Source organism: Thermodesulfobacteriota bacterium (genome assembly GCA_040756475.1).
Lineage (GTDB): Bacteria > Desulfobacterota > Deferrisomatia > Deferrisomatales > JACRMM01 > JBFLZB01.
Genome location: JBFLZB010000064.1, coordinates 1 through 23069 on the forward strand (window position 1 = coordinate 1; position 23069 = coordinate 23069).

The 23069-nt window shown below is 71.4% G+C and carries 21 protein-coding genes; 6 read left to right on the forward strand and 15 right to left on the reverse strand.

What is annotated here, in order from left to right; genetic code table 11:
• The 13 genes from AB1578_11055 to AB1578_11115 all read right to left on the reverse strand — a co-directional run.
• On the reverse strand, positions 1-4880 hold a 4880-nt coding region (locus AB1578_11055; GenBank protein ID MEW6488433.1), incomplete at its 3' end, for a CxxxxCH/CxxCH domain-containing protein.
• A gap of 278 nt (positions 4881-5158) precedes the next feature.
• A complete protein-coding gene (locus tag AB1578_11060; GenBank protein MEW6488434.1) occupies positions 5159-6577 on the reverse strand; it encodes a hypothetical protein in 1419 nt (472 codons plus the stop codon).
• Entirely contained in the window at positions 6574-7947 is a 1374-nt protein-coding gene (locus tag AB1578_11065) for a radical SAM protein (GenBank protein MEW6488435.1), read from the reverse strand. Before AB1578_11065 ends, AB1578_11060 begins: the two co-directional genes overlap by 4 nt.
• Complete coding sequence (locus AB1578_11070; protein ID MEW6488436.1) at positions 7944-8687, reverse strand: rhomboid family intramembrane serine protease; 744 nt, start codon at positions 8685-8687, stop codon at positions 7944-7946. Before AB1578_11070 ends, AB1578_11065 begins: the two co-directional genes overlap by 4 nt.
• 39 nt (positions 8688-8726) lie before the next feature.
• Positions 8727-9251 (reverse strand): hypothetical protein, encoded by a 525-nt coding sequence (locus AB1578_11075; GenBank protein ID MEW6488437.1) that lies wholly within the window; start codon positions 9249-9251, stop codon positions 8727-8729.
• A 170-nt stretch (positions 9252-9421) separates the two neighbouring features.
• Complete coding sequence (locus tag AB1578_11080) at positions 9422-11194, reverse strand: adenine deaminase C-terminal domain-containing protein (GenBank protein MEW6488438.1); 1773 nt, start codon at positions 11192-11194, stop codon at positions 9422-9424.
• A gap of 13 nt (positions 11195-11207) precedes the next feature.
• On the reverse strand, positions 11208-11621 hold the full coding sequence (locus AB1578_11085; protein MEW6488439.1) for a PIN domain-containing protein: 414 nt from the start codon (positions 11619-11621) through the stop codon (positions 11208-11210).
• 4 nt (positions 11622-11625) lie between these two features.
• Positions 11626-11868 carry an AbrB/MazE/SpoVT family DNA-binding domain-containing protein gene (locus tag AB1578_11090; GenBank protein ID MEW6488440.1) on the reverse strand — a complete coding sequence of 81 codons (243 nt, stop codon included), beginning with the start codon at positions 11866-11868 and terminating at the stop codon, positions 11626-11628.
• A 31-nt stretch (positions 11869-11899) separates the two neighbouring features.
• The gene (locus AB1578_11095) at positions 11900-12766 is read right to left on the reverse strand and encodes a hypothetical protein (protein MEW6488441.1); all 867 of its coding nucleotides are present in this window, start codon (positions 12764-12766) and stop codon (positions 11900-11902) included.
• Between the two features lie 17 nt (positions 12767-12783).
• Positions 12784-13005, reverse strand: a complete 222-nt coding sequence (locus tag AB1578_11100) for a DUF3553 domain-containing protein (GenBank protein ID MEW6488442.1) — start codon at positions 13003-13005, stop codon at positions 12784-12786.
• A 156-nt stretch (positions 13006-13161) separates the two neighbouring features.
• Entirely contained in the window at positions 13162-14331 is a 1170-nt protein-coding gene (locus tag AB1578_11105; protein MEW6488443.1) for a VWA domain-containing protein, read from the reverse strand.
• A 118-nt stretch (positions 14332-14449) separates the two neighbouring features.
• Positions 14450-15319, reverse strand: coding sequence for a MoxR family ATPase (locus AB1578_11110; protein ID MEW6488444.1), 870 nt, complete (start codon positions 15317-15319; stop codon positions 14450-14452).
• A 144-nt stretch (positions 15320-15463) separates the two neighbouring features.
• Complete coding sequence (locus AB1578_11115) at positions 15464-16351, reverse strand: radical SAM protein (GenBank protein MEW6488445.1); 888 nt, start codon at positions 16349-16351, stop codon at positions 15464-15466.
• A 167-nt stretch (positions 16352-16518) separates the two neighbouring features.
• Between AB1578_11115 and AB1578_11120 the strand changes: the two genes are divergently transcribed.
• The 5 genes from AB1578_11120 to AB1578_11140 all read left to right on the forward strand — a co-directional run bounded on the left by AB1578_11120 (position 16519) and on the right by AB1578_11140 (position 21362).
• Entirely contained in the window at positions 16519-17217 is a 699-nt protein-coding gene (locus AB1578_11120) for a Crp/Fnr family transcriptional regulator (protein ID MEW6488446.1), read from the forward strand.
• A gap of 73 nt (positions 17218-17290) precedes the next feature.
• Positions 17291-17854, forward strand: a complete 564-nt coding sequence (locus AB1578_11125; protein ID MEW6488447.1) for a hypothetical protein — start codon at positions 17291-17293, stop codon at positions 17852-17854.
• Between the two features lie 76 nt (positions 17855-17930).
• Complete coding sequence (locus tag AB1578_11130) at positions 17931-18110, forward strand: 4Fe-4S binding protein (GenBank protein MEW6488448.1); 180 nt, start codon at positions 17931-17933, stop codon at positions 18108-18110.
• Positions 18111-18177: 67 nt separating this feature from the next.
• Complete coding sequence (gene hypF / locus AB1578_11135) at positions 18178-20493, forward strand: carbamoyltransferase HypF (protein ID MEW6488449.1); 2316 nt, start codon at positions 18178-18180, stop codon at positions 20491-20493.
• Between the two features lie 257 nt (positions 20494-20750).
• Complete coding sequence (locus AB1578_11140) at positions 20751-21362, forward strand: inorganic pyrophosphatase (protein MEW6488450.1); 612 nt, start codon at positions 20751-20753, stop codon at positions 21360-21362.
• Positions 21363-21434: 72 nt separating this feature from the next.
• On the opposite strand, the gene gluQRS is transcribed toward AB1578_11140, so the two are convergent.
• Positions 21435-22367, reverse strand: a complete 933-nt coding sequence (gluQRS, locus tag AB1578_11145) for a tRNA glutamyl-Q(34) synthetase GluQRS (GenBank protein ID MEW6488451.1) — start codon at positions 22365-22367, stop codon at positions 21435-21437.
• Positions 22368-22373: 6 nt separating this feature from the next.
• Positions 22374-22688, reverse strand: coding sequence for a pyrimidine/purine nucleoside phosphorylase (locus AB1578_11150; GenBank protein MEW6488452.1), 315 nt, complete (start codon positions 22686-22688; stop codon positions 22374-22376).
• Between the two features lie 73 nt (positions 22689-22761).
• Here AB1578_11150 and AB1578_11155 point away from each other — a divergent pair.
• Positions 22762-23069 (forward strand): carbohydrate-binding family 9-like protein (locus AB1578_11155; GenBank protein ID MEW6488453.1); only part of this gene is annotated, 308 nt, incomplete at its 3' end.

Consider the following 23069-nt stretch of genomic DNA (forward strand, 5'->3'; position numbering starts at 1 on the left):
AGGCTGCCCTTGCCGCCGCCCGGGTGGCACGCCTCGCAGCCCGCGAACGCCCCGCCCACGGTGAGACTCGTGTGGCGGCTGGCGGAACCCACCGCCAGCGCGCCCGTGCCCGTGCCGGTGTGACAGCTCGTGCAGGAGAGCGCCGGGCCGGCGATGGTCTCAAGCGTCCAGCCCGAGTTCTCCATCCCCGAGTTGGCGGCCGAGTGGCAGGTATTGCTGCACCCGTAGGCCGGCCCGGCGCCCGCCGTGCGGCTGTAGCCCATGGTGCTGTTCATGGTGATCTGGCCGTTGCGGTGGTAGGTCGTGAACGCGCCGGTGGTGTAGGGGCTGTCGGCGTACACGTGGCAGATGTTGCATTTGGTGGTGTTGGCCACGAAGTCCTTGTGGTTGCCGATGACCTCGCCCGTCGTGGCGTTGCCGTTCCAGTCGCGGTTGTGCTCGACGATGTTGTCGGTGGTGTTCGCCACCGAGCCGAAGGTCCAGTCGGTCTCGTTCATGCCGCCGTGGCAGCCGGCGCACTCGGTGCCGTCGGTGGCGTAGTGGATGGCGCTGTTCCAGCGGCGCGCCCAGGTGCCCGCATCGCCTCCCTCGTGGCAGCCGGCGCCGCCGACGGCCGCTCCGGAGCAACTCCCCACGCCGTCGGTGCCGCCGTTGGTGTAGGCCGCGAAGAGGCCCATGGCGGTGCGGTCGGCGGCGAAGGTGCCGTTGCCGGTAAACGCCCCGTTGATGTGGGTGCTCTGGGTCGTGAGGGTGGTGTGGCAGACCACGCACTTGTTGGTGGTGGTCAGGGTATCGTCGTGCCACGCCTGGCTCACCGTGGGCGCCGTGTTGCCGTAGTGGAGGCCCGACGAGGGGTTGCTGCCGGTGGTGGCGCGGGTGTGGCACATCGTACACGCCGTGGCCGTGGCCCCGTACCACTCGAAGCCGGCGCCGGTGGTCTTGCTGTTGTGGCAGTCCAGGGCGGAGCACGAGGAGCCGCCCGTCCAGGGGCTCGTGTCCACACTGCCGCCGTAGGTGGCCGCCGCGTAGGCGCCGTCGGCGTCGCTGGCGTAGGTGCCCCACATCTGGTTGAAGGCGCCCACGTCGGCCGGGGCGGCGGTCCAGGTGTAGCCCGACGGGTAGTGGGTGCCGCCCCCCACCCCGCTCGCGTCGTTGTGGCACATCTCGCAGATCGCGTTCTGCTCGACGCCGCTCAGGGCCGACGCGGCCTTGGCGTAGCGGCGCTGGGCGAGCACGTCCATGTGCTTCTGGTGGCGGCCGGCGCGGTTGGGGTAGGCGCTGCGCAGGTTGCTCGCGGCATTGGCCGGCCAGTACTGGTTCGCCCCGTCGCCGTGGCAGCCGCTGCACCCACTGGGCTTGAAGGCGCCGCTGTGGGGGTGGCAGCTCGAGCACTGGCCGGGGTTTCCTCCGGCGGTGGGGTGGGGGCTGACCGAGGCACTGGTGTTGTCCTTGAAGGCGACGTGATCCGCCGCTTCGTGGCACTCCTGGCAGACGCCGCTGTAGTTCGGGGTCTGCTCCGTGGCCCAGGAGTAGGAGTTGGCCGCCACGCCGGTGCGGTTGGTGAAGATGAGGTTCGTCTGCTCGGTGGGCTCCGCAGGGGGCGGGCCGGCCGGGAGGTTGAAGGCCGCCTTGTCGTAGAGGTCGCGGCGGATCATCGCCAGGTTGCCGTCGCCGTGGGGGTCGTGGCAGTTGACGCACTGGGGGTCCCAGGCGGGCCAGGTGCGCTTGGCGGTGTAGCCGGAGTTGGCCATCTCCTCGTTGGAGTGGGTCTTCACCGTGGCCACGCTGGGGGTGGGGTTGCCGTCGTGGCAGGCGGCGGCGTTGTAGGTGCAGCTAAACTGCACGCCGGCGGTCCCGGCGTCCTGGTCGCGCAGCCGGTAGGGGTTGGCACCCGAGAGGGTCGTGGTGCGGTCGTGGGGCTGGGCCAGGTCGTGGCAGGTGAGGCAGCCGGTGGCCCCCACATCGGCCTTGGCGCCGTGGCCGGTCGCCGTCCAGTCGCCGCTGGCGATCATGGACGCGATGTTGTTGTTGCCGCTCCAGTCGTTGCGGTCGGCGGTGTTGACGTGGCACTGGGTGCAGTTGGTGGGTGTGGCATTCCACGCGATGTTGGTGGCCGCCACGTGGCAGCCCGCCGCGCCGGTACAGGTGCCGGTGAGGTCTCCCCGGGTCACCGCGGTCGAGTAGGTGAGGTCTGTTGCCCACGTGACGGTGCCGCTGCCGTGGGTGCCGGCAAGCGCGTTCTGGTAGTTGAGCCCGCCGTTGTTGCCGTGGCAGGCCACGCAGGCCGCACCGCCGTCGACGAGGGCAGGGGAACTGGCTCCGTGGGCGGCGTGGCCGGCGCTGGCCGAGGCGGGGGTCACGCCGCCCGTGTGACAGGCCCCGCAGCTAAAGCCCTGACCTGCAATGTGCTGCAGCGCGAGACCCGAATCGCTCATCTGGTAGGGGCTGTCGGCGCTGTGGCAGGCGGTGGCGCACCCGGCCGCCGCGCCCGTGAACCCGCTCGCCCCCTGGTACGTCATGTTGGCGTTGAGCTGGATGACGCCGTCGATGTGCATCCCTGCCGTGTAGTCCGGCTGGGTGTTGGCGTGGCAGTAGTCGCACCGGCCCTCGCCGCTAGCGCCGAGCACCGCCGCGCCCTGGTGGCCATTGTACAGCGTCGTGGAGGCATTGCCGTCCGGGTTCGCGAGCGCCCCGGAGTGCTTGGCCACCACCGAGGCCGGCATGGCCGCGCCCTCCGCCGCGAGCCCGAAGGTGCCGTGGCAGTTGGCGCAGCTCGCCGCCGCCCCCCATGCTACGTCGGCGTAGCCGCCGTGGCAGCTGATGTTCGAGCAGGTGTCGGTGCCCTGGATGAAGCCGAAGGCGACGGCGGCGCCGTTGAAGGTGCCGCCGGGAACCACGTCCTTCGTCAGATTGGCGTGCGCCCCCCGCTTGGCTTCGGGGATGCTCGTTGTCGTGTTGGTACCCACGGTGTCCAGGGTGCCCGAGTGACAGCTCACGCAGGTGATCCCGGCCCGGGACAGGTGCACGGTGTGGCTCCCCCTGGCGATCTGCCCCGCGGCGTCGATGCCCCCGTGGCAGGCGTTGCACGCGAGATCCTGGGTGCTCCAGTCGGGCGTGTTCGTCCCGGTCATCCACTGGACGCTGCCCACCGAGGCCGTGGACTGGCCGTCGGAGTGGCAGTAGAGGTTGGTGCAGGTGGCGGTGCCGGCGTTGTAGGCTCGGCTCGGGCTCGGATTGCGCGCCGCGTCGAAGTTGAGGCTCTGGTAGGTCTTGGTCGGCGTGTTGTGAGTGGCCGCGTTGACGTAGTCGAAGTGGCACGTTTGGCAGCGGTAGCCGTAGCCGCCGGCCGCCACGGCGCCCGCGTGTTTCTGGTGGGGCGTGTTGGCCTCGGCAAAGTTGGTGTAGCCGGTGTCGGCCGGCGGCGGCGGCTGGCCGTGGCACGTGGTGCAGGAGTCCTGCGCCCCCCAACTGCCGCCGCCGTCGGTGTGGGTGTGGCAGCCGCTGCAGTCGAAATCGGCCGCCGTCGAGATGTCCCCGCCTGTGTGGCGGCCGCCGGTAAGGAGGGTCGACAGCGGGTAGATCGGGTCGCCGTTCACCGTGCGCCCCTGGTGGCACTCGGCGTTGTCGCACAGGGCGGTGTTGTCGGTCTTGTAGGTGAAGTCGCCCGAGACCGTGTAGCTATTGGTCTCCCAGGTCCCGGTGGCCGAGTTGAACCCGTACACCGGCACGCCGGTCGCGTTCACCTTGGGGATCTGCTGGCGAATCATCACCGCGTTGGTCCCTACCCCGACCCCGTGGGGTTCGTGGCAGTCGTTGCACCCGGCCGTGGCGGTGGGGCCCTGGTGGAGCTTGCCGGTGTACTGGGAGTGGCAGGTGAGGCAGATCGACAGGGCCTGGTTGTAGGGCGGCTGGAGCCGGATCGAGCTCTGGGCCGACGTGTTCTCGGCGAAGGAGAACCGCAGGGGGTTGGTGCCGGGCGCCGAGCGGGAGAAGCCGTGGGGAACCGAGCCCGAGTGGCAGGCCGTGCAGCCCACGGTGCCGCCGCTGATGGTGCTCTGGCCGTGGCCCTTGTTCGTGTAGACCCCCGCGTCGTCCTGGCTGTGGCACTCGCCGCACTTGTCGGGCGTGACCCGGGTGGTCAGGGGGTCGCCCAGGTTGTTGGAGGTGGTGCCGTCGGTGCGAAGCGTGACGAGGGAGGTGTTCTGGTAGCTGTTGTGGGTGCCGTGGCACTGGGTGCACGAGGTGGGCGCGCCACCCGCGTCGTTGATCGTCACCACCGGCAAGGTGGCCCCAGGCATGGTCTTGTTCATGCCGTGGGCCGCCGGGGCGGTGTAGCCGCCGGTGGTGCTCCCGGTGGCGCTGTGGCAGGCCGCGTTGCGGCAGGTGGCGGTGGAGACGGCGGCTGCGTTGGCCGGGTTGCCGATCAGGGTGCCGTAGAGGTTGAGGTTCTGGGTGGCGGCGTCGATGCCGTGGATCCCCGCGTTGCCCGCAAGGTCGCTCACCACCCCGAGGGTGATCCCCGTGTGGCAGTCGAGGCAGTCGAACCGCAGGCCGTCGGGGGTAAAGCCGCTCTGGACGTAGGCCGGGTGCTTGGAGGTGGAGGTGGCGTCGAAGTGGTCCCACACGCCCTTCATCTCGGTGCGCCCGGTCACCGAGACCGCATTCTTCTCGTGGCAGAAGAGGCAGGGGATCGGCGTGGACGAGCCCGTGACCCCCAGGGCCACGGTCTTGTCGCTCTTCTTGATGAGGTGGGTGCCCACCACCATCTTCGACTTCGAGACGGCGTGGCAGTCGTAGCAAAGGGAACCCGTCGGGTAGTGGGTGGCCGCCCCGGCACCGCCGGCCCCCGTCACCAGGGCGACGCCCGCCGTAGCCAACACCCTTGCCGCCCAGGTTAGTCCGCGTCGCAGAAACGGCTTACCCGCCATCGGCCCTTCCTCCATCCTCAAACGCAAGTGCCGGTCATTACGGCGTTCTCCCGTCTACCCCGGTGCCTTCGCGCAGTACACCGCCAGCGTACGGCACAGGTAGCGGCGCATGGTACCACTCCGTTCGCATCCGGTTACTGAAAAAAAATATGGGGGCTGGGGGCTGGGGGTGGACATGTACGCACAATTGCGTACTCAACGCTGAACGCCCTATCCGACACCTCGGGGCTTCAGGGGTCGAGGCGGATCTCGGTCACGAGGTAGGCGCCCACCTGGTCGAGGGGGACGTCTTCACTGCGCCAGCCCTGGGGAGGGCGGGTCTGGGGGGAGAAGCCGGGGGGCGGGGTGTGGCGGGCGGCGTCGGCGTTGCTGCCGGGGGCGCGCACCCAGGCCATGTCCTCGCCCGGCGGCTCGGCGGGATCCCAGGCGATGAGGGAGGTGGTGAGGGTGTCGCGGCGGGCCTGCCAGGAGCGGCCCTCGTGGGAGATCGTGCGGAGCTCTCCGCGCATCTCGGGGCGGAGCCGGTGGACCAGGATGCCGCGCCACTCGCCCCCGGCGGGAATGGCGATTTCCCGGGCTCCGGCGATCACATCGGCGCCGGCGGCGTCCCGGAGCTCTGCCGCCCCCACCCCGCCCCCGCCCCCCACGCCCTTCTGCACGGCGGTAATGGCGTGGATGTCGTCGGACTCTCCGAAGACCCGGTTGAGGGCGTCGCGGGAAACCCCCAGGGCGCTGGAGGCGAAGACCCGGTACCGGCGGTCGCGGCCCGTGGGGTTTTGGAGCACCACCGGGACGTGGAGATCGCCCCCGGCGGCCGAGGCCGCCAGGGCTGCGTATTCGGGCTCGAACCCGGCGGTGGCGGGCCGGCGCAGGAGCTCGAGCTCGTCCAGGTCCACCTGCTCCACCCCGTCGAAGCTCCCCAGCAGCACGAACTGGAGCTGCCGCAGGGACGGGAAGAACTCGAGATCCCCCGTCACCCCCCGGGCGGCGTAGAAGTGGTAGTAGTCGCGCTGCTGCTTGAAGGCGCTCTCCGAGAGCTCCACCCGCACCCACCGGCCCGCGGCGGCCCGGTCGAGGCAGAAGTTGGCGTAGCCGTGCATCATGGAGTCGGTGGTGCCCGAGGTGCCGTTGGCGCCCCCCATGAACAGGTCGCCCGAGCGCCAGTGGTAGGTCCACACCCCGAGCCTGCCCGCGGGCTCGCCGCACAGGAGGTGGCTCCCCTCCCCCACCCGGATCCAAAGGGAGAGGGCGTTGGCGGCGCCGGGCCGGTACAGGCTCGTGCCCGTGGCCAGGTACCGGCGCCGCAGCCCGTACTGGAAGTAGGCGCTGCGGCTGTAGGGGGTGAGGAAGAAGCGCCCGAACTTCCCCGTGCCCCGGGCGCCCCCGGAGAGCTGCGCCGCGAGCTCCGACGCCCGGGGGTGAAAGCCCGCAGCCGTGGAGGTGGGCGCCGGCACCCCGGCCTCGAAGTCCGCCAGGCGGACGGAGGCCGACGCGCCGGCGGCAGAGGCCCCGAGGGCCAGGGCGGTGAGGAGCGGCGGCAGAAAGGCTGATTTTCGGGGCCGCCTGCGGCCGGGGGCCCCCTCACCCTGGCCCTCTCCCGCGGGGGGGAGAGGGGACGAAGGGCGCCGAATCCAGGAAGCGGGTGTCACGGCGGAGCCACCTCCGGGGAACCCGCGGCTTGGGCCAGCGCCGTCTTCGCCCAGGGGAGCTCGTCGACCCGGGGGCTCCCGAAGTCTTCCTTGGGGCGGTTGAAGTAGCCCAGATCCAGGCGGGGAAACCGGCGCTTGAGGTGCACCGCGAGGTTTCGCAGCCCCAGGGCGCCCCGGCCTCGGGAGAGCTCCGGGGGCAGGTGCTCCAGGTAGAGGCGCGGGTCGATGGAGAGGTTTCGCAGGTGGACCATGTGGAGGCCGGTCTGCGCCACCAGGGCCTCCAGGGCCTCCACCTCGGCCGGGTGGTCGGTGACCCCGGGGAAGACGAGCAGGTTCAGGGCGGTGTAGAGCCCCTCCCCCACCGCGACCCGCACCGACTCCGCCACGTCGGCGAAGCGGTAGCCCGCGGGGCGGTAGTAGGCGGCGTAGGTCTCGGGGCGGGGGGAGTTGAGGCTGATGCGCACCGAATCCAGGCCCGCCCGGGCCACCCGGCGAAGTGCCCCGGGCAGGCTCCCGTTGGTGTTGAGGTGCACCGTGCCCCGGGCCGTGCGGGCCCGGAAGGCCGCCGTCGCGGACTCCAGGGTGTCGGCTACGAGGAGCGGCTCGCCCTCGCACCCCTGGCCGAAGCTCGCGATGGCCCGGGGCACCTGGTCCAGGTGGGGCACCGCCACCTGGGCGAGCTCCGCTACCGAGGGCACGAACCCGATGCGGTCCTGGGAGGCGGGGCAGCAGTCCGCCGGTTGGAGGCTGATGCACCCCACGCACCGGGCGTTGCACGCCGGCGCCGCGGGGAGGGGGGCCTCCCACCGCTCCATGAACCAGTTCTTGGCGGCGAAGCAGTGGTACTCCAGGGCACACCGGGCCAGGTGGCGCACCAGGCGGTTGTCCCTGGCGGCCGCAACCTTCTCCTCGACCCGGGGCGCGATCTCCCGGTCGTCGTAGTGGCAGGTCTCGGAGTGGTCCATGGGGTCCACGCGGAAGGCCGCGGCGACCATCCGGCCGTCTCTCCACCCCACGGCGGCATAGGCCCAGAGCGGCAGGTAGCCGTGGCACCCGTAGCGGGGCGGGCCGCCCTTCGGGTAGGCCGCGGCGGGGAGGTGGGTGCGGGTATAGCCGGCCTGGAGCATGGCGGCCACGGCCTGGGCGCCGGGGAGCACCCGGGGCTTCCCGGCGGCCTCGTCCCACCCCACGGCCCGGCTTCCGGGCAGGAAGAAGACCTTGGTGCCCTCGGGCACCGGCACCAGGTCTTCCTCGGGCACCGGGACCCAGCGCGTGCCCACCTGCCCTGCCAGGGCGAGCCCGGGCCGGTCGGCGATGCGCCCCCGGCGGTCGCAGGCCAGGAGCCGGGTGCTTGCCTCTGCCGCGCTCACCAGTACTGGTCCACCTTTTCCCAGAGGGGTTTCATGGTGGGCCTTCGCCCCCCTGCCGGGGGCCGTCGGGGCCGGGCGCCCCCGAGGAAGAAGACCACCGCCGCCCCGGCCACGAACCCGCCCACGTGGGCCCACCAGGCGATGCCCCCGGCCCCCCCCGAGGCGGCCGCCGCCGTGCCGCTCAGAAACTGGAGGAGGAACCACAGGCCCAGGAAGACGAAGGCCGGCAGCTCCACGAAGGTGACGAAGACGAAGATGGGCACCAGGGTGAGGATCCGGGCCCGGGGATAGAGGAGGAAGTAGGCCCCCATGACCCCCGCCACCGCCCCGGAGGCCCCGATGGTGGGCAGGGCCGACCCCCAGTTGAAGAACAGGTGCAGGAGCCCCGCCGCCACGCCGCAGCCCAGGTAGAAGAGGGCAAACCCCACGTGGCCGAACCAGTCCTCCACGTTGTCCCCGAAGATCCACAGGCTCCACATGTTGCCGAGGATGTGGAGCCACCCGCCGTGGAGGAACATGGAGGACACGAAGGGGAGCCCCTGGTCCAGGAGGCCGAAGTGGGCCGACACCCGGGGGTCGGAGTAGCGCACCGGGACGAGCCCGTAGCGGTGGAAGAAGACCTCGATCTCCCGGGGCCCCAGGCCCAGCTCGTAGAAGAACGCCAGGGCGTTGAGCGCGATGATCCCGTAGAGCACGAAGGGGACGCGCCGGCTCGGGATCGTGTCGCGAATGGGGATCACGGCTCGCCTCGGGGAAGGTCTCGGGTCGACGCGGGCATTCTACGGGGCGGGGGAAGGGGGGACAATGGGCACCGGCCTCAGCGTCACCAGGAAGGGGAACTCGGGGTTCTCGGTGCGGACCACGTCGCCCCCAGGGCCCAGGGCCTGGGCGAGATCTGCCTCCAGGTCGGCGGGGTCCACGGCTTCGCAGCGGAGATCCGCCACGAGGGCGCCGTCTTCTTCGTACACGGGGAAGTCGGAGCAGCCGGGGGGTTTGAGGCGCGTGGCGTAGACGGAGCAGCGCCCGCTCCGGTAGGCGGGGCAGACCCGGCCGTGGGCGTAGTAGAGGCCGCCCTGGGGGCGGATTTCCGGCGGACCCTCCCCCCGGGCCAGGGCCCGGTCGAAGGCGGCCCGGGGGCCCTCTACCCCCCAGAGCACCTTGAGGCGCGTCCAGGTGAGCTCCAGCACCAGGGTCTCCAGCCGGCAGCAGGGCCTGCGGCACCCCGCGCAGCGGGGGGCGACGGCCCGGGTCTGGTACCGCCGGGCCACGGCCGCGCAGACCCCCGCGCGCTCGGCCCGGGTCACGGGGTCCCTTCGCCCGGCGCTTGAAGGGGTGCGCCCGCTGAACACAATGGTGTGCGGCACAGACCCGAGGTGTACCTGTGCATCTGCCCCAAGGATCCCCTCATGGACCGCTCCGCCGTGAAGGTATCGACCCACCCCCCTGCGGGCTGGCCCAACCTGGGCACTCCCTCTCAGAGCCTCGCCTCGGCGGGCAGCAGCACCTCGCCGGTCTTGATCCGCACCCACCCGGCCTGGGTGGCGCGCAGATCCGGCAGGAAGTCGCAGGAGAGGAAGAGCAGGGTGTAGTTGGGGTCGGCGTGGACGTAGCCGCAGGCGGCCACGGCCTCTTGGAACCTTCGAGCCGCCCGGGCGGCGGAGCCGAAGCCGCCGTCTCGCTGGATGCCCGCCAGGGGCAAGGGGAACGCGATCGGCTCCCCGGCCCGGGGAAGCAACACGATCCCGCCCCCGAGGTCCGCGAGGCGCCCGAGCGCCTCCGCCATGGCCTCGGGCGTTTGGCCCAGCACCACGACCCCCGCGTTGGTGGTGTAGGTGCTCGCCAGCGCCGCGAGCCCCGGCCCGAATCCCCCGATGATCCCCCGCGCAATCCACCTCCCGGTGCGGTCGGTGAGGGCCAGCACGTGGAGGTCGCCGGCCGGTGCCGGCCGGGGCCACAGGCGCCCGCCCCGGAGCTCCAGGGGCGCGGGTTCTTCCCGGGTGATGACCGCGTTGACGAGGCGCCCCGCCGGAAACGGGTCCGGCGCGCCGGGCGGGAGGAGGAACGTCTCGGGCTCCCACCGCGGCACCGGCGGCTCCCCGCCGGCGTAGTGCCGCCGCCACGGGAACGACGCGCTGGGAGGGGGCGCGAGGAGCTGCCCGCCCCGGGCCGCCACCCGGCCCCGGCACACCACCACCTCGGGGGTGGGGTCCGCCAGATCCCGGAGCAGGTTCACATGGGCGACCCGGCCCGGGGCCACGGCCCCCAGATCCTCTTCGAGGCGGAGGAACGTGGCGGGGTTCAGGGTGGCCATGCGGTAGGCCGTGGAGGCCGGCACGCCGGCTCCGAGCGCGAGCCGGAGGAGGTGGTCCGTGAGCCCCGCCTCCTCCACGTGGTGCGCCTTGGCGCCGTCGGTCGTGTAGGCCAGACGGTCGGCGAAGCCGGTCTCCTCCAGGGCGGGCAGGAGCACCGGCAGGTCGCGCCGGAGGCTGGAGTTTCGCAGGAGAACCCACAGCCCCTGGCGCAGGCGGTCCAGGGCCTCCTCGGCGTTGATGGCCTCGTGGCAGGAACGAAGGCCCGCCGCCGCCAGCGCCGGGAGCCGCCTTGCGCTCGCCCCCGCGGTGTGCCCGTCGGCAAACTTCCCCAGGGCCCGGGCATCCTCGACGATCTCCAGGAGGCGCGGGGCCCGCTCCGGGTCGAGGAAGTCGGTCCAGCGGGTCATCTCCCCGGTGGCGAGCACGTGGGGCTCGCGCAGGAGCCGGGTCACGGCCTCCCGGGAGAAGACCTCTTCCTCCCCCTCGAAGCGCGACTGGGACGCCATGCGCGCCACCCAGAAGACGTGGGGCAGCGACGCGGCGGAGAGCTCGCGGGTGAGCGCCCGGAGGCGGTCGGTCCCCAGTGCCAGGTGGAGCAGCAGATCGTCGTAGACCAGGCAGGTCGTGCCCCGGCACGCCGCTGCCTCCCCCAGGCTCAAGGGGTTGGCAAAGGGCCAGGGGTGGGTGTGGGGCTCCACGTAACCGGGCACGGCCACCATTCCGGCGGCTTCCAGCACCTCGGTGCCCTCCCCCACCGGGCCCGCCCAGGGCCCCACCCGAGCGATCCGGTCGCCGCAGACCGCCACGTCGGCGGGGGCGACCTCCCCCGTGAACGGGCTCCACACCCGGGCGCCCCGCACGAGCAGATCGGGGGCCTCGAGCTCCTGGGCGACGGCGATGAGGCGGGCGCGCAGGGCAGGGGTGCAGGGGATCACGTGAACACCGAGGTCACGAACCCCCGCGGGACAGGTCTTCCTGAGGCAGGAGATGCGGGGGAAGGGACAAAAAGTGGGGGTCGCGATGGACGAGGCAGGCGCCCCGCTCACGGGCCGCGGCGGCGATCAGGGCGTCGGCGAGGGGAAGACGGCGGGTCGCTTCGCAGCCCAGGTCGAAGGCCGCGAGCGCGACCCGCGCATCCACTGGCACCACCTCGTCGAGCACCTGGGCGTAGTCGGCCGCAGCCCGGCGAGCCTCGTCGGGGCTGGCGCCCAGCTCTCGCAGCCGGCGCGCGAACTCGGCGAGAGAGATGCTGGCCGCAAAGAGCTGCGAGCCGGGTTCATCGAAGAGGGCCTGAACCCGATCCCCGCCGGCCTCGCCCCGGGTGTGGGCAAGCACCGCCGACGTATCGAGCAAGTATCGCAAGGCGTCAGCCCTCCGCTTCCCGTTCTGCTACCAACTCGGCCACGGCATCGCGCTCCGGGGAAAAGTGGCGGGCGGAGCCTTGGAGTCGGCGTGCCAGCTCGGCGCGATCGGGGATCACCCGCACCCGAATCTCGTCGGTGCCCGCCACTGGCTCCCAGTCGAGCTTCCATCCCGGACGGATCCCCATCGCGCGCCCCACCTGGGCGGGGATGGTCACCATGTTCTTCTGGGTGACGGTGGTAATCATGGGAAGATGATTCTCCATGGAAGCGTCACTGTCAAGGCGGCTCCCGGCCCAGAGCCCACCCGCCGCACACCCCGGGCTCGGGGGCGCCTTCGAGGCACAGGAGCCGGCGGTACCGGCGCACGCCGTCCCGGGTCTCCTGGTGCACGTCGAGGAGGGTGCCCGCCGGGCACTGGAGGCAGCGCTCCGGCTGGCGTGCAAACGCCGTGGCCGAGTGCTTGGCGGCGAGGCCGGCGGAGAAGGTCCACGCCTCCCCCGGGCCGCGGCTCAGGACCTCGATGCCCCGGGGCCGGTCGAGCACCACCCGCCCCCGGTCCTCCCGCACGGTCGCCCGAAAGTCGAGCACGTCGCCGGCCCGCAGCCCGTGGCGCTCCTGGAGGCTGCGGGAGGCGCGCAGGTACACGGGAGACTCCTCGAACCGGGTGCGGCCGAGAAAGGCGTCGCGCAGCACCGCCAGGAAACCCTGGAACCGGATGCGGCTCCCGGCGTCCACCTCCCGCACGAAGCAGGGCTTGACCGCCGCGACCTCGCCGCTCACCTCCACCTCGCGCCCCACGGCGCGGTCGAACCAGTCCTCGAAGACCTCGAGCTCCCGGCGGAAGGCCTCCCACGCGCCGGGGGCCAGGAGCAGGCGCGGCTGCTGGTGCACCTTCTCCTCCTCGTACTCCCGGCACCCCCGGCACAGCCGCCCGGGGGCGGTGAACTTGCGCTTGCACGCTTGGCCCTTCTCGAGCTTGCGGCAGCGCCACCGGAAGTAGAGACAGCCCTGGGGAAAGCAGCGCTTCTCGCGCAGCACGTGGTAGGGGCTGACGCACCCGTCGAAGTCCTCGTGGGCGTCGTGGGTGCAGGCGAAGACCCCGCGGCGTTTCCAGGCGTTGGAGAGGGTACGCGGTCCGTGCACGGCTGCCTCCGGCCGCCCTACCGCTCGTAGAAGCGGATGCCCATGAAGTAGCAGCAGTTGGGCTCGTCGAGGTCGTTGAAGAAGGTGCGCTCCTTGCCGTCCTGGAAGGCGATGCGCACCAGCGCCGGCCCCCCTTCGAGCACCGAGGTGCGCACCTCCACCACCCGGCCCTGCCCCCAGATCCGGTACCCCTGGTGGTACACCACGTCCCCCGGCTGCAAGTAGATCCGCCGTCTCACCCGAGTCTCCGCCGGCCCCCTCCCCCGTGCCTGGGCATCAGCTTACCACGGGTGGAGACGTGACGCGTGAGACGTGAAGCGTGAGACGTGAAGCGTGAAGCGGACGTTTTCACCCCAACAAACCACGAGCAACGAGCAACGAGCAACGCGCCCTTCCTAGAGAAGTTGCCGCACCGCCCGGTCGAGCCCCTCCAGGGTGAGGGGGAACATGGGGAAGAGGCTCCCCACCGTGGCCACCGTGTCCGTGTACCCCCAGGAAGGCTCTTCCAGGGGGTTGAGCCAGGCGCGCTTGGGGAAGGCGTCGGCGAGCATCCGCAGCCAGTCGATGCCCTTGACCGTGGTGGTGCGGTAGCGCTCGAGGGTGCCGTTGGGAATGAGGAGCTCGTAGGGGGCCATTGCGGCGTCGCCCACGACGACCAGCCGGTGGGTGCGGGCGCACTCCCGCACGACCTCGGCGGTGGGCACGAACTCGCCCTTGGCCAGGTCGGTGTAGAGGTTCTCGTATACGCAGTTGTGGAAGTAGAAGGCCCGGAAGTCCTTGAAATGGTTCAGGCCGTGGGCGGCGGAGAAGAGCCGCTCCGAGAGCTCCCGGTAGGGCTCCATGGAGCCCCCCGTGTCCATGGCGAGGAGGAGGCGCACCTGGTTTTCCCGCTCCCGCCCGAACACCAGGTCGATCTCCCCGGCGTTGCGGCAGGTCTTCTCCACCGTGGCCTCCACGTCGAGGGTCTCCTCCCCCTCCTTGCGCAGGTCCCGGAGCTTCTTGAGCGCCACCCCGATCTGGCGCACGTCGAGGGTGAGGTCGCTCCTGAGGTTGCGGTACCGCCGGGCGAAGGCCTGGAGGACCGCGCCCCCTCCTCCGGCTTCCGGGGCAAAGGAGATGCCCGTGGGGTGGCTGCCGTAGGCCCCGAAGGGGCTCGTGCCCCCCGTGCCGATCCAGTGGTGCCCCCCGTGGTGCACCCCGTCCTGGGTGCGCAGCCGGTCCTCGAGCTCCCGCAGGAGGTCGTCGAGGCCCAGGGCCTCCATCCGGGCGATCTCCGCCGAGGAGAGCTGGAGCGGGGAGAGGGGATCCTTGAGCCACTGGAGGATCTGGTCCTTGGTGGCCCAGTCGTCGGGGAGCTCCCCGCCGCGGAAGCAGTGGGCAAAGGCCTGGTCGAAGGCGTCGTAGTGGACCACGTCCTTCACCAGGAGGCTGCGGGCCAGGTAGTAGAAGTCCTGGAGGCTCGACCGGTGGAGCCCCTTGGAGAGCGCCTCCAGGAGCGCCAGCCACTCCGTGGGGGTGACCGGAACCGCGAGGGCTTTCAGGGCGTGGAAGAGGGGAAGAAACATTGGGGGCTGCTCGTTGGGGGTTGCGCGTTGCGGGTTGGGGGATCGCACGTGGCGGGGTGGAGGTTGGCTGGAGCCCTCGGGTCCCAACGTGCAACCCGCCACGTGCAACCTACAGCCCTTACCGAAAATACCTCTTCCCCGCGGTGCGCGGGTCGGCGGAGCGGGCGGCGTTGCGGGCCAGGGTGTCGGCGTCTTCCTGCATCTTCACCAGGGCGCCCAGGTACGGCACGGAGCCGAAGCCGGCCTCGGGCTCGGGCAGCCGGGCCCCGCTGGCCAGGAGCACCCGGATCCAGTCCAGGAGCTCGGAGGTGGAGGGCTTCTTCCGTAGGCCCGTCACCTCGCGAAGGCCGTAGAAGACCCGCAGGCTGTCGGCCAGGAGCTGTTCCGGGAGGCCGGGAAAGTGCACCCCCACGATGGCCCGCATCTGGGCCTCGTCGGGGAAGTCGATGTAGTGGAAGACGCAGCGGCGCAGAAAGGCGTCGGGCAGCTCCTTCTCGGAATTGGAGGTGACGATGACGGCGGGCCGCTGCCGGGCCCGCACCGTCTCGCCGGTCTCCAGGATCTCGAAGCTCATCTGGTCGAGCTCGTGGAGGAGGTCGTTGGGGAACTCGATGTCGGCCTTGTCCACCTCGTCGATGAGGAGCACCACCCGCTCCGGGCTCGCGCAGGCCCGGCCGAGGGGACCGAGCTTGATGTACCGGGAGATGTCGCGCACGTCGCCGTCGCCGAAGCGGGCGTCGTTCAAGCGCGCCACCGTGTCGTACACGTAGAGCCCCTCCCGGGCCTTGGTGGTGGACTTGACGTTCCACACCAGGACCTGCATCCCGAGGCCGCCGGCCACGTGATGGGCCAGGAGCGTCTTGCCCGTGCCCGGCTCCCCCTTGATGAGGAGCGGGCGCTCCAGCGCCAGGGCCACGTTGACGGCGTCCTGGAGGGCCCGGGAGGCCACGTAGCCTTCGGTGCCGCGAAACTGGTGGAAGTCGGTCATTGGGGTTTGCTCGTTGCGGGTTGCGGGTTGGCCTTTGCTCGTGGCACGTGGCGCGTTGCTCGTTGGGGGTTGGGAGGCGATGGGTGGCCGCGGCGCCTGCGCATCCCCCCAACGTGCCACGTGCAACATGCAACGCGCCCCTCCCTACAGCGCCCGGTAGGCCTCGGGGCGCAGGGCGACCTGGCCGGCCAGGGCTTGATCGAGCAGGGCGAGGGCCTCGTCCTTTTCCTCGGGCATCCGCACCTTGAGGGGGAGGTAGTTGGAGGCGTGGTTGGCCATGAAGCTGCCGCCGGAGAGGTCGGTGTGGGCGAGCATCTCCCGGAGCTCCCGCAGGAGGTCCAGGGGCTCGGGCACCGGGTGCGCGCCCCGGGCGGCCAGCGTCGCCATCTCGGTACCCTCGCACAGCATCACCGAGAGGGCCCCGACGAACTGGGGGTCCATGGCCGAGAGCACCCGGCCCGTCTCCCGGGCGTGGTCGCGGCTGCGCCCCGGGGGGGCGATGCCCAGGAGCACCGTGACCGAGAGGGTGATCCCGGCGGCCTTCATCCGTCGGCCCGCCTCCACCATCTGTGCCGCGTCCGAGTCCTTCTTCACGTACCGCAGGGTCTCGTCGTCGCCGCTCTCGAGGCCCAGGTACAGGATGCGCAGCCCGTGCTCCCTCAGCCACGAGAGGTCCTCGTCGCTCTTCTTGCGCACGGCCCGGGCGGTAGCGTAGGCGCCCACCCGCTGCACCGAGGGCAGGTGCTCGCGAATCGCCGGCAGGAGCCACCGCCAGTAGTCCATGGGAAGGATGAGGGCGTCGCCGTCGGCGACGAAGAGGCGCTTTGTGTGGGGGTAGAGCCGGGCGGCCTTGCGCAGGTCCGCCTCCACCGTGGAGCGCTCCTTAATGCGAAAGCGCTTCTCCTGGTAGCTCGGGCAAAAGGTGCACCGCCCGTGGGAGCACCCCACCGTGGCCTGGAGGATGAGGGAGCGGGCTTCACTGGGCGGGCGGTAGATCGCGCCCTCGTAATCGAGGGAACCGGGGGTCCACACGGGGCAAGTCTCCGGGAGGGGGAACGAAAGGGCCGCAGGGCTGGGATCGCCTTGACGCATTACAGCACAGCCCATCCGCCCGCGGCAAGGAGGCCCGCTTGCAACCCCTTGACAGACGGGCCCCACTGAAGGGAGAAAGGGTCCGCACCCAAGCCAGGAGAGGCCCCATGCCCGCCGATGCCGCCGAGATCCGCTCGGTCCCCCTGTTTGCCGGTCTCGAGGAGGCCCAGCTGGGCCGGATCCAGGAGATCGCCCGGGTGGTGGAGAAGCCGCGCCGGGACGTGATCTTCCGGGAGGGGGAGCCCGCCGAGGGCATCTACGTGCTGCTCTCCGGCAGGGTGAAGATCTACAAGCTCTCCCCCGACGGCAAGGAGCACATCCTCCACGTGGTGCGGCCGGGACAGGCGTTTGCCGAGGCGGCGGTCTTCATGCCCGGGGGGTATCCGGCCTACGCCGAGGCCCTCCAGAAGTCCCGCGCCCTCCTGCTGCCCAAGGAGCCCTTCCTCGCGCTCCTGCGGGAGGAGCCCGCCATCAGCCTGGCCATCATCGCCACCCTGTCGCGCTACCTCAAGCAGTTCGCCGACCGCATCGAGGATCTCTCGCTCAAGGACGTCTCCGCCCGGCTGGCCCGCTGGTTCCTCGCCACCGCCCAGGAGAAGGGGAGGGACTTCTGGGATCTGGAGATCACCAAGGGGGAGCTGGCGAGCCAGATCGGAACCGTGAGCGAAACCCTCTCGCGCACCCTGCGCAAGTTCCAGGACGCCGGTTGGCTCCAGGTGCGGGGCCGCTTCGTGAAGATTCTCGACAAGGCCGCCCTCCAGGAGACCGCCCACGGGGAGCCCCAGGGGGATGGAGAGGAAGATTGACCTCCGTCAAGGAAGGCTTACCAAAGGAGTGTACAATCGGGCCATACCCTGACCCCCGACGGAGGTAGACGCCATGTCCAAGTGCCCCGGACAAGACACCCAGCAGTGGGGCTTCGACGCGATCTTCGACGTGGAGTGCCCCAAGTGCCGCCGGCCCCTGGAGTTCTTCAAGGACGAAGTCAAGCACAGGTGCAAGGGCTGCGGCGAGGTGGTGTTCAACGACCGCATGGACCTGGGATGCGCCAAGTGGTGCCCCTCGGCCGCCTCCTGCGTGGGGGCCGACAACGTAAAGGCCTTGGAGCTCAACGAGCAGCGCAAGTCGCGCCGCGAGGACCTGCGGCTCCTCCTGGAGCTGATCCCCGACGAGCGCACGGCCCTGAAGGAGCTCTTTAAGACCCTCTACTCCGAGTACGAGGGCGAAGACCGGCTCTTCGACACCAACCGCCTCTACACGATCCAGGAGCGCGACCCCGCCCTGTTCGACGAAGCGACCCGGTTCTTTCGGGCCTATCTCACTGAGAAGGCGACCATCGCGGAGCGGGAGGCGCGGGCCCGGGAGCGCACCGAGGAAATGCTCAAGCACGACCAGCGAAAGAAGCCGCCCGCTGGCCTTTCTGCCGGGGAAAATGTGACTTGACAGGCCGCGCGGGGATGGGCGATGCTGCCGCCCGACCCGGGGCGCAGCGCCCAGAAACTCTGACGGAGGAAGCAAGATGTCCTACGTAATTACCGACAAGTGCGAGAAGTGCGGCGACTGTGTGGAGGAGTGCCCCGTCGAGGCCATCACCGAGGGTGAGGACAAGTACGTGATCGACGCCGACACCTGCGTGGACTGCGGCACCTGCGCCGAGGTCTGCCCGGTGGGAGCCGCCGTCCCCGAAGACGAGGCCTGAGCCGCACCGACCAGTGGAGTTCGAAGGAGCCGGGGCCTTGCGCCCCGGCTCTTTTCGTTTGCGCTCCGTGACCGCTGAGCCGCGCGGGTCCCCGGCCCGCCTCTTCCTCCGGGTGCAGGGCATCGTGCAAGGCGTGGGGTTTCGGCCCTTCGTCGCCCGCTTGGCCCGGGAGCTCGGCCTCGCGGGCCACGTGGAGAACACCACCCGGGGCGTCGAGATCGAGGTGCAGGGCCCACCCCCCGCCCTCGCCGCGTTCCGCGAGCGCCTGGCGGCGCACCCGCCGCCCATGGCCGCGGTCTTCGGCATCGAGGAGGCGCCCCGGCCGCCGCTGCCGGGGGAGGGCTCGTTTGCCATCCGCCCGAGCCGGGCACAGGCGGAGACCTCCGCCGTCATTCCCCCCGACATCGCCACCTGCGCCGGCTGTCTCGCCGAGCTCGCCGACCCGGCCGACCGCCGGCACGGCTACCCCTTCATCAACTGCACCGGGTGCGGCCCCCGCTACTCCATCATCGCCTCCATCCCCTACGACCGCCCCCGCACCGCCATGGCAGGATTCCGGCTCTGCCCGGCCTGCGCCGCCGAGTACGCCGACCCCGAGGACCGTCGGTTCCACGCCCAGCCCAACGCCTGCCCGGCCTGCGGCCCGCGGCTCTCCCTGAAGGGGTCCGCGGGGGAGGACCTGCCGGGAGATCCCGTGGCCGGAGCCTGCGAGGCGCTGGCGGCGGGGGGCATCGTGGCGCTCCTGGGGCTCGGAGGCTTCCACCTGGCCTGCGACGCCACCCGGGAGGAAACCGTGGCGGAACTGCGGCGCCGCAAGGACCGGCCTGCCAAGCCCCTGGCCCTCATGGTCCCGGACTTGGCAGCGGCCCGATCGCTCGCGATTCTCGACGCCGAGGCCGAGGAGCTCCTCACGGGCCCCAAGGCCCCCATCCTGCTCCTGCCCGCTCGGGTGGAGGCCGGGATCGCCCCCTCGGTGGCCCCCGGCCAGGACCGCCTGGGAATCTTCCTGCCCTACACGCCCCTGCATCACCTCCTCTTTCGCCGGGGAGGCTTTCGCGCCCTGGTGATGACCAGCGGAAACCGGAGCGACGAACCGATCCTCGCTACCTGGGAGGAGGCCCGCGAGCAACTGAAGGGCGTGGTGGACTGCTTCGTCCTCCACGACCGCCCGATCCTCCACCGGGTCGACGACAGCGTGGTCAAGCCCCTGCCCGGAGGACCCACGGTGCTGCGCCGGGCCCGAGGATACGCGCCGGCCCCCCTGGCCCTTCCCAACCCCCGAGGCCGCGTGGTGCTCGCCCTGGGGGCGGAGCTCGCCAACGCCTTCGCCGTGGTTCGGGGAGATTACGCCTACCTGGGCCCCCACGTGGGGGATCTGAAGAACCTGGAGACCGAAGAGGCCTTTCGCACGGGAATCCGCCACCTGCTGGAGCTCCTGCGGGTGGAGCCGGATCTGGTGGTCTGCGACCTCCACCCCCAGTACGTCTCGAGCCGCCACGCCGCCGAGTGGGAGGACCGCGGGGTGGAGACGGTGCGGCTGCAGCACCACGAGGCCCACGCCGCGGCGTGCCTCGCCGAGCACCGGTTTGGGGGCGAAGCCCTGGTGCTCGCCCTGGACGGTTTGGGGTACGGGAGCGACGGCACCCTGTGGGGAGGAGAAGTGCTGGCGGGACGCCCCGGAGCCTTTCGCCGCCTGGCCCACCTGACGTGCGTGCCCCAGCCCGGAGGGGATCGGGCCGCCCGGGAGCCCTGGCGCATGGCCGCGAGCCACCTGCGCACGGCGAGAGGTCCCGCCTGGACCGAGCTTCCCCTGCCCTGCTTTCGTTCCCGCACGCCCCAGGACCGGGCGGCCCTGGAGACCATGATGGCGCGGGGGGTGAACGCCCCCCTCACGAGCTCCTGCGGCCGGCTCTTCGACGCCGCGGCGGCCATCCTCGGCTTCTCGGGGGCCCTGCAGTACTCGGCCCAGGCCGCCATGGAGCTGGAAGCCCTGGCGGCCCGGTGTCCGGAGCCCGCAAAGCACTATCCGGCATCCGGTCCGTGCCGCAGCCCCGAAGGCCCCTGGTCCCTCGATCCCTCGACGCTGGTCGAGGCCCTCCTGGCCGACGCGCTCGCCGGCCGCGACCGCGGGGAGTCAAGCCTCGCCTTCCACGCCGGCCTGGCACGGCTTCTGGCGGAGGGTGCCGCCGCGGCGGCCGGGGCGACCGGCCTAGGGGACGTCTTCCTCACCGGGGGCTGCCTCCAGAACGCGGTCTTCGCCCGAGAGCTCGCGGCAGCGCTGCGTGACCAGGAGCTGCGGCCCCACTTCCACCGGGACGTACCCCCCAACGACGGCGGCATCGCCTTCGGCCAGGCGGCGTGGGCGCTGGGGACCGGATCGTAGGGCAGAGAGCAGAGAGCAGGCGGCAGGCGGCATGGGGCATAGGGCACGGGCGCAACTCTTCGTTTGGGTTGATCACGCTGCGATCGAAATCGAAATCGCGATCGGGATCGGTATCGGTATCGGGGTCGATTTCGATTTCGATTGTGGGGGCCGAGATACCCCGTGTTGCTCCTCGGGGGCCGCCTTCCGCCTTCTGCCTTCTGCCTTTTCCCTGTATCCTTCCGCCCCTGCGTCCCTCCCGTCTCCGGAGGTTCCCCATGCCCTTCCCGCCCCCCTTCTACCGCTGGCGGCCTCACCCCTGGCACGGCCTCGAGGCCGGGGTGGAGCCCCCGGGGCTCTTGCACGCCTACATCGAGATCACGCCCTTCGACCTGGTGAAGTACGAGGTAGACAAGGTCACGGGGTACCTCAAGGTCGACCGGCCCCAGCGCAGCTCCTCCCAGCCCCCCGCCCTCTACGGCTTCGTACCGCGCACCTACTGCGGGCGCCGGGTGGGCGCCCTGTGCCCCGGCGCGACCAAGGGCGACGGGGATCCCCTGGACATCTGCGTTCTGAGCGAGCGGCCCATCGCCCGGGCCGAGGTGATCCTCAACGCCCGGGTGGTGGGGGGGCTCCAGGTGCTGGACCGGGGGGAGGCCGACGACAAGATCATCGCCGTGCTCCAGAACGACAACGTGTGGGGCCGGGCGGAGGACCTGGCGGACGTGCCCGAGGTGCTGGTGGAGCGGCTGCGCCACTACTTCGGCACCTACAAACTCGTCCCCGGCCAGGAATCGACCCTCACCGTGGAAGCCGTCTACGGCCGGGACCAAGCCCTGCGGGTCGTGACGGCTTCGCTCCAGGACTACCAGGAGGAGTTTGGGCAGTAGAGGCTGCTCGTTGCGGGTTGCCCGTTGCCCGTTGTCCGTTGGAGTGGGCCCTCACGCTTCACGTTTCACGCGTCACGCTTCACGCGAAAACAGCCCGCCCTCCCGGGGGACGCGGGCGGGGTCGAAGTGGGCGGCGGACCAGGCGAGGACCTCTCGCGGGGGGGCGCGGTGCAGATCGGGAGGGGGATCCTGGCCGAGGAAGCGCAGGGCGGCGAGGAGGAGCGCGCCGCCCTCCCGGGCCAGGTCCTGGCCCGTGGCGAGGGAGACGGCGCAGTCGCGCTTGCTGAGCTTGGCCCCCCAGGGGCCGGTGACCAGGGGGAGGTGGGCGTAGGCGGGAGTGGGCAGGCCCAGGAGATGCTGGAGGCGGATCTGGCGCGGGGTCGAGCCTAGGAGGTCGGCACCCCGCACCACCTGGGTGACCCCTGAGGCGGCGTCGTCCACCACCACGGCAAGCTGGTAGGCGAAGAGCCCGTCGGCCCGCCGCACGACGAAGTCCCCGCAGGAGTCGGCGAGGCACGTCCGCACCGGCCCGAAGATCGCGTCCGAGAAGGCGAGCGGCTCGTCTGCCACCCGCACGCGAACGGCCCGGACCTCCCGCCCGTGGGGAAGCCCCCCCCGGCAGGTGCCCGGGTAGGCGGGCCCTTCCTCACCGGGGTGGGGTGCCGAGGCAGCCCTGGCGATCTCGGCCCGGGTGCACCCGCAGGGATAGGCGAACCCCAGCCGCTCCAGCCTTTGGAGGGCCTCCCGGTAGGCCTCGGTGCGCCGGCTCTGCCACACTACCTCCCCGTCCCAGGAAAAGCCCAGCGCTTCCAGGGTCCGGAAGAAGTCCTCCGCGGCGCCGGGCACCACCCGGGGGAGGTCCAGGTCCTCGATGCGCAGGAGCCACCGGCCGCCCGTGCGCCGCGCCAGGGCAAAGCTGCCCACGGCGGCCACGAGGGAACCCTGGTGCAGCGGTCCGGTGGGCGAGGGGGCGAAGCGGCCCACCGCGGGGCAGGGCCGGGTCACAGGCTCTCAGGGGAGGAAGGAGCAGCAGTAGTCCGACAGGGCCTTGACCCGGAGCTCGAACTTGGAGTTCGCGGGCACCCGGAACTCCTGCCCCCCCTTGACCGTCCTCCACCCCTTTTCCCCGGGCAGGAGGACATCGAGGTCGCCGGAGAGGATCTCCATGACCTCTGCGGCGGCGGTGTTGAACTCGTACGCACCCGGCTGCATGATGCCCAGGGTCTTCCTCGACCCGTCGGGGAAGAGCAAGGTGCGGCTCGTGACGCCGCCCCCGAAGTAGACGTTGGCCTCGCGAACTACGGTGACGTTGCGAAACTCGGACACGGCGACCTCCTGCTTGGGCGTTTCGATGCGGGAGGCCCGACTCTGCCCCACCTCGCGGAGCGTTGCAAGGACCTTGGCTGCCACCCGCCTTCCGACCTACCCGGTGCGCCGGGCGCCCCCCGGGCTCTCTCTGTCGCCGGACTGGGAAGGGTCCGCCTGGGCCCCGGCGGAGACCCTGGAGCTCGCCTGCTTCCGGCCCGAGGGAAGCCCCCACCGCCCGCGCACTCGGGCCCGGCTGCTCTACGGCGACGCGCGCCTCTTTGGCATCTTCCGGGTGGAGGACCGGTACGTGCGAAGCCGCCACACCCGATACGGGGACCCCGTGTACCGGGACAGCTGCGTCGAGGTCTTCCTGGACCCGCGCCCGGGGAAGGGCTACCT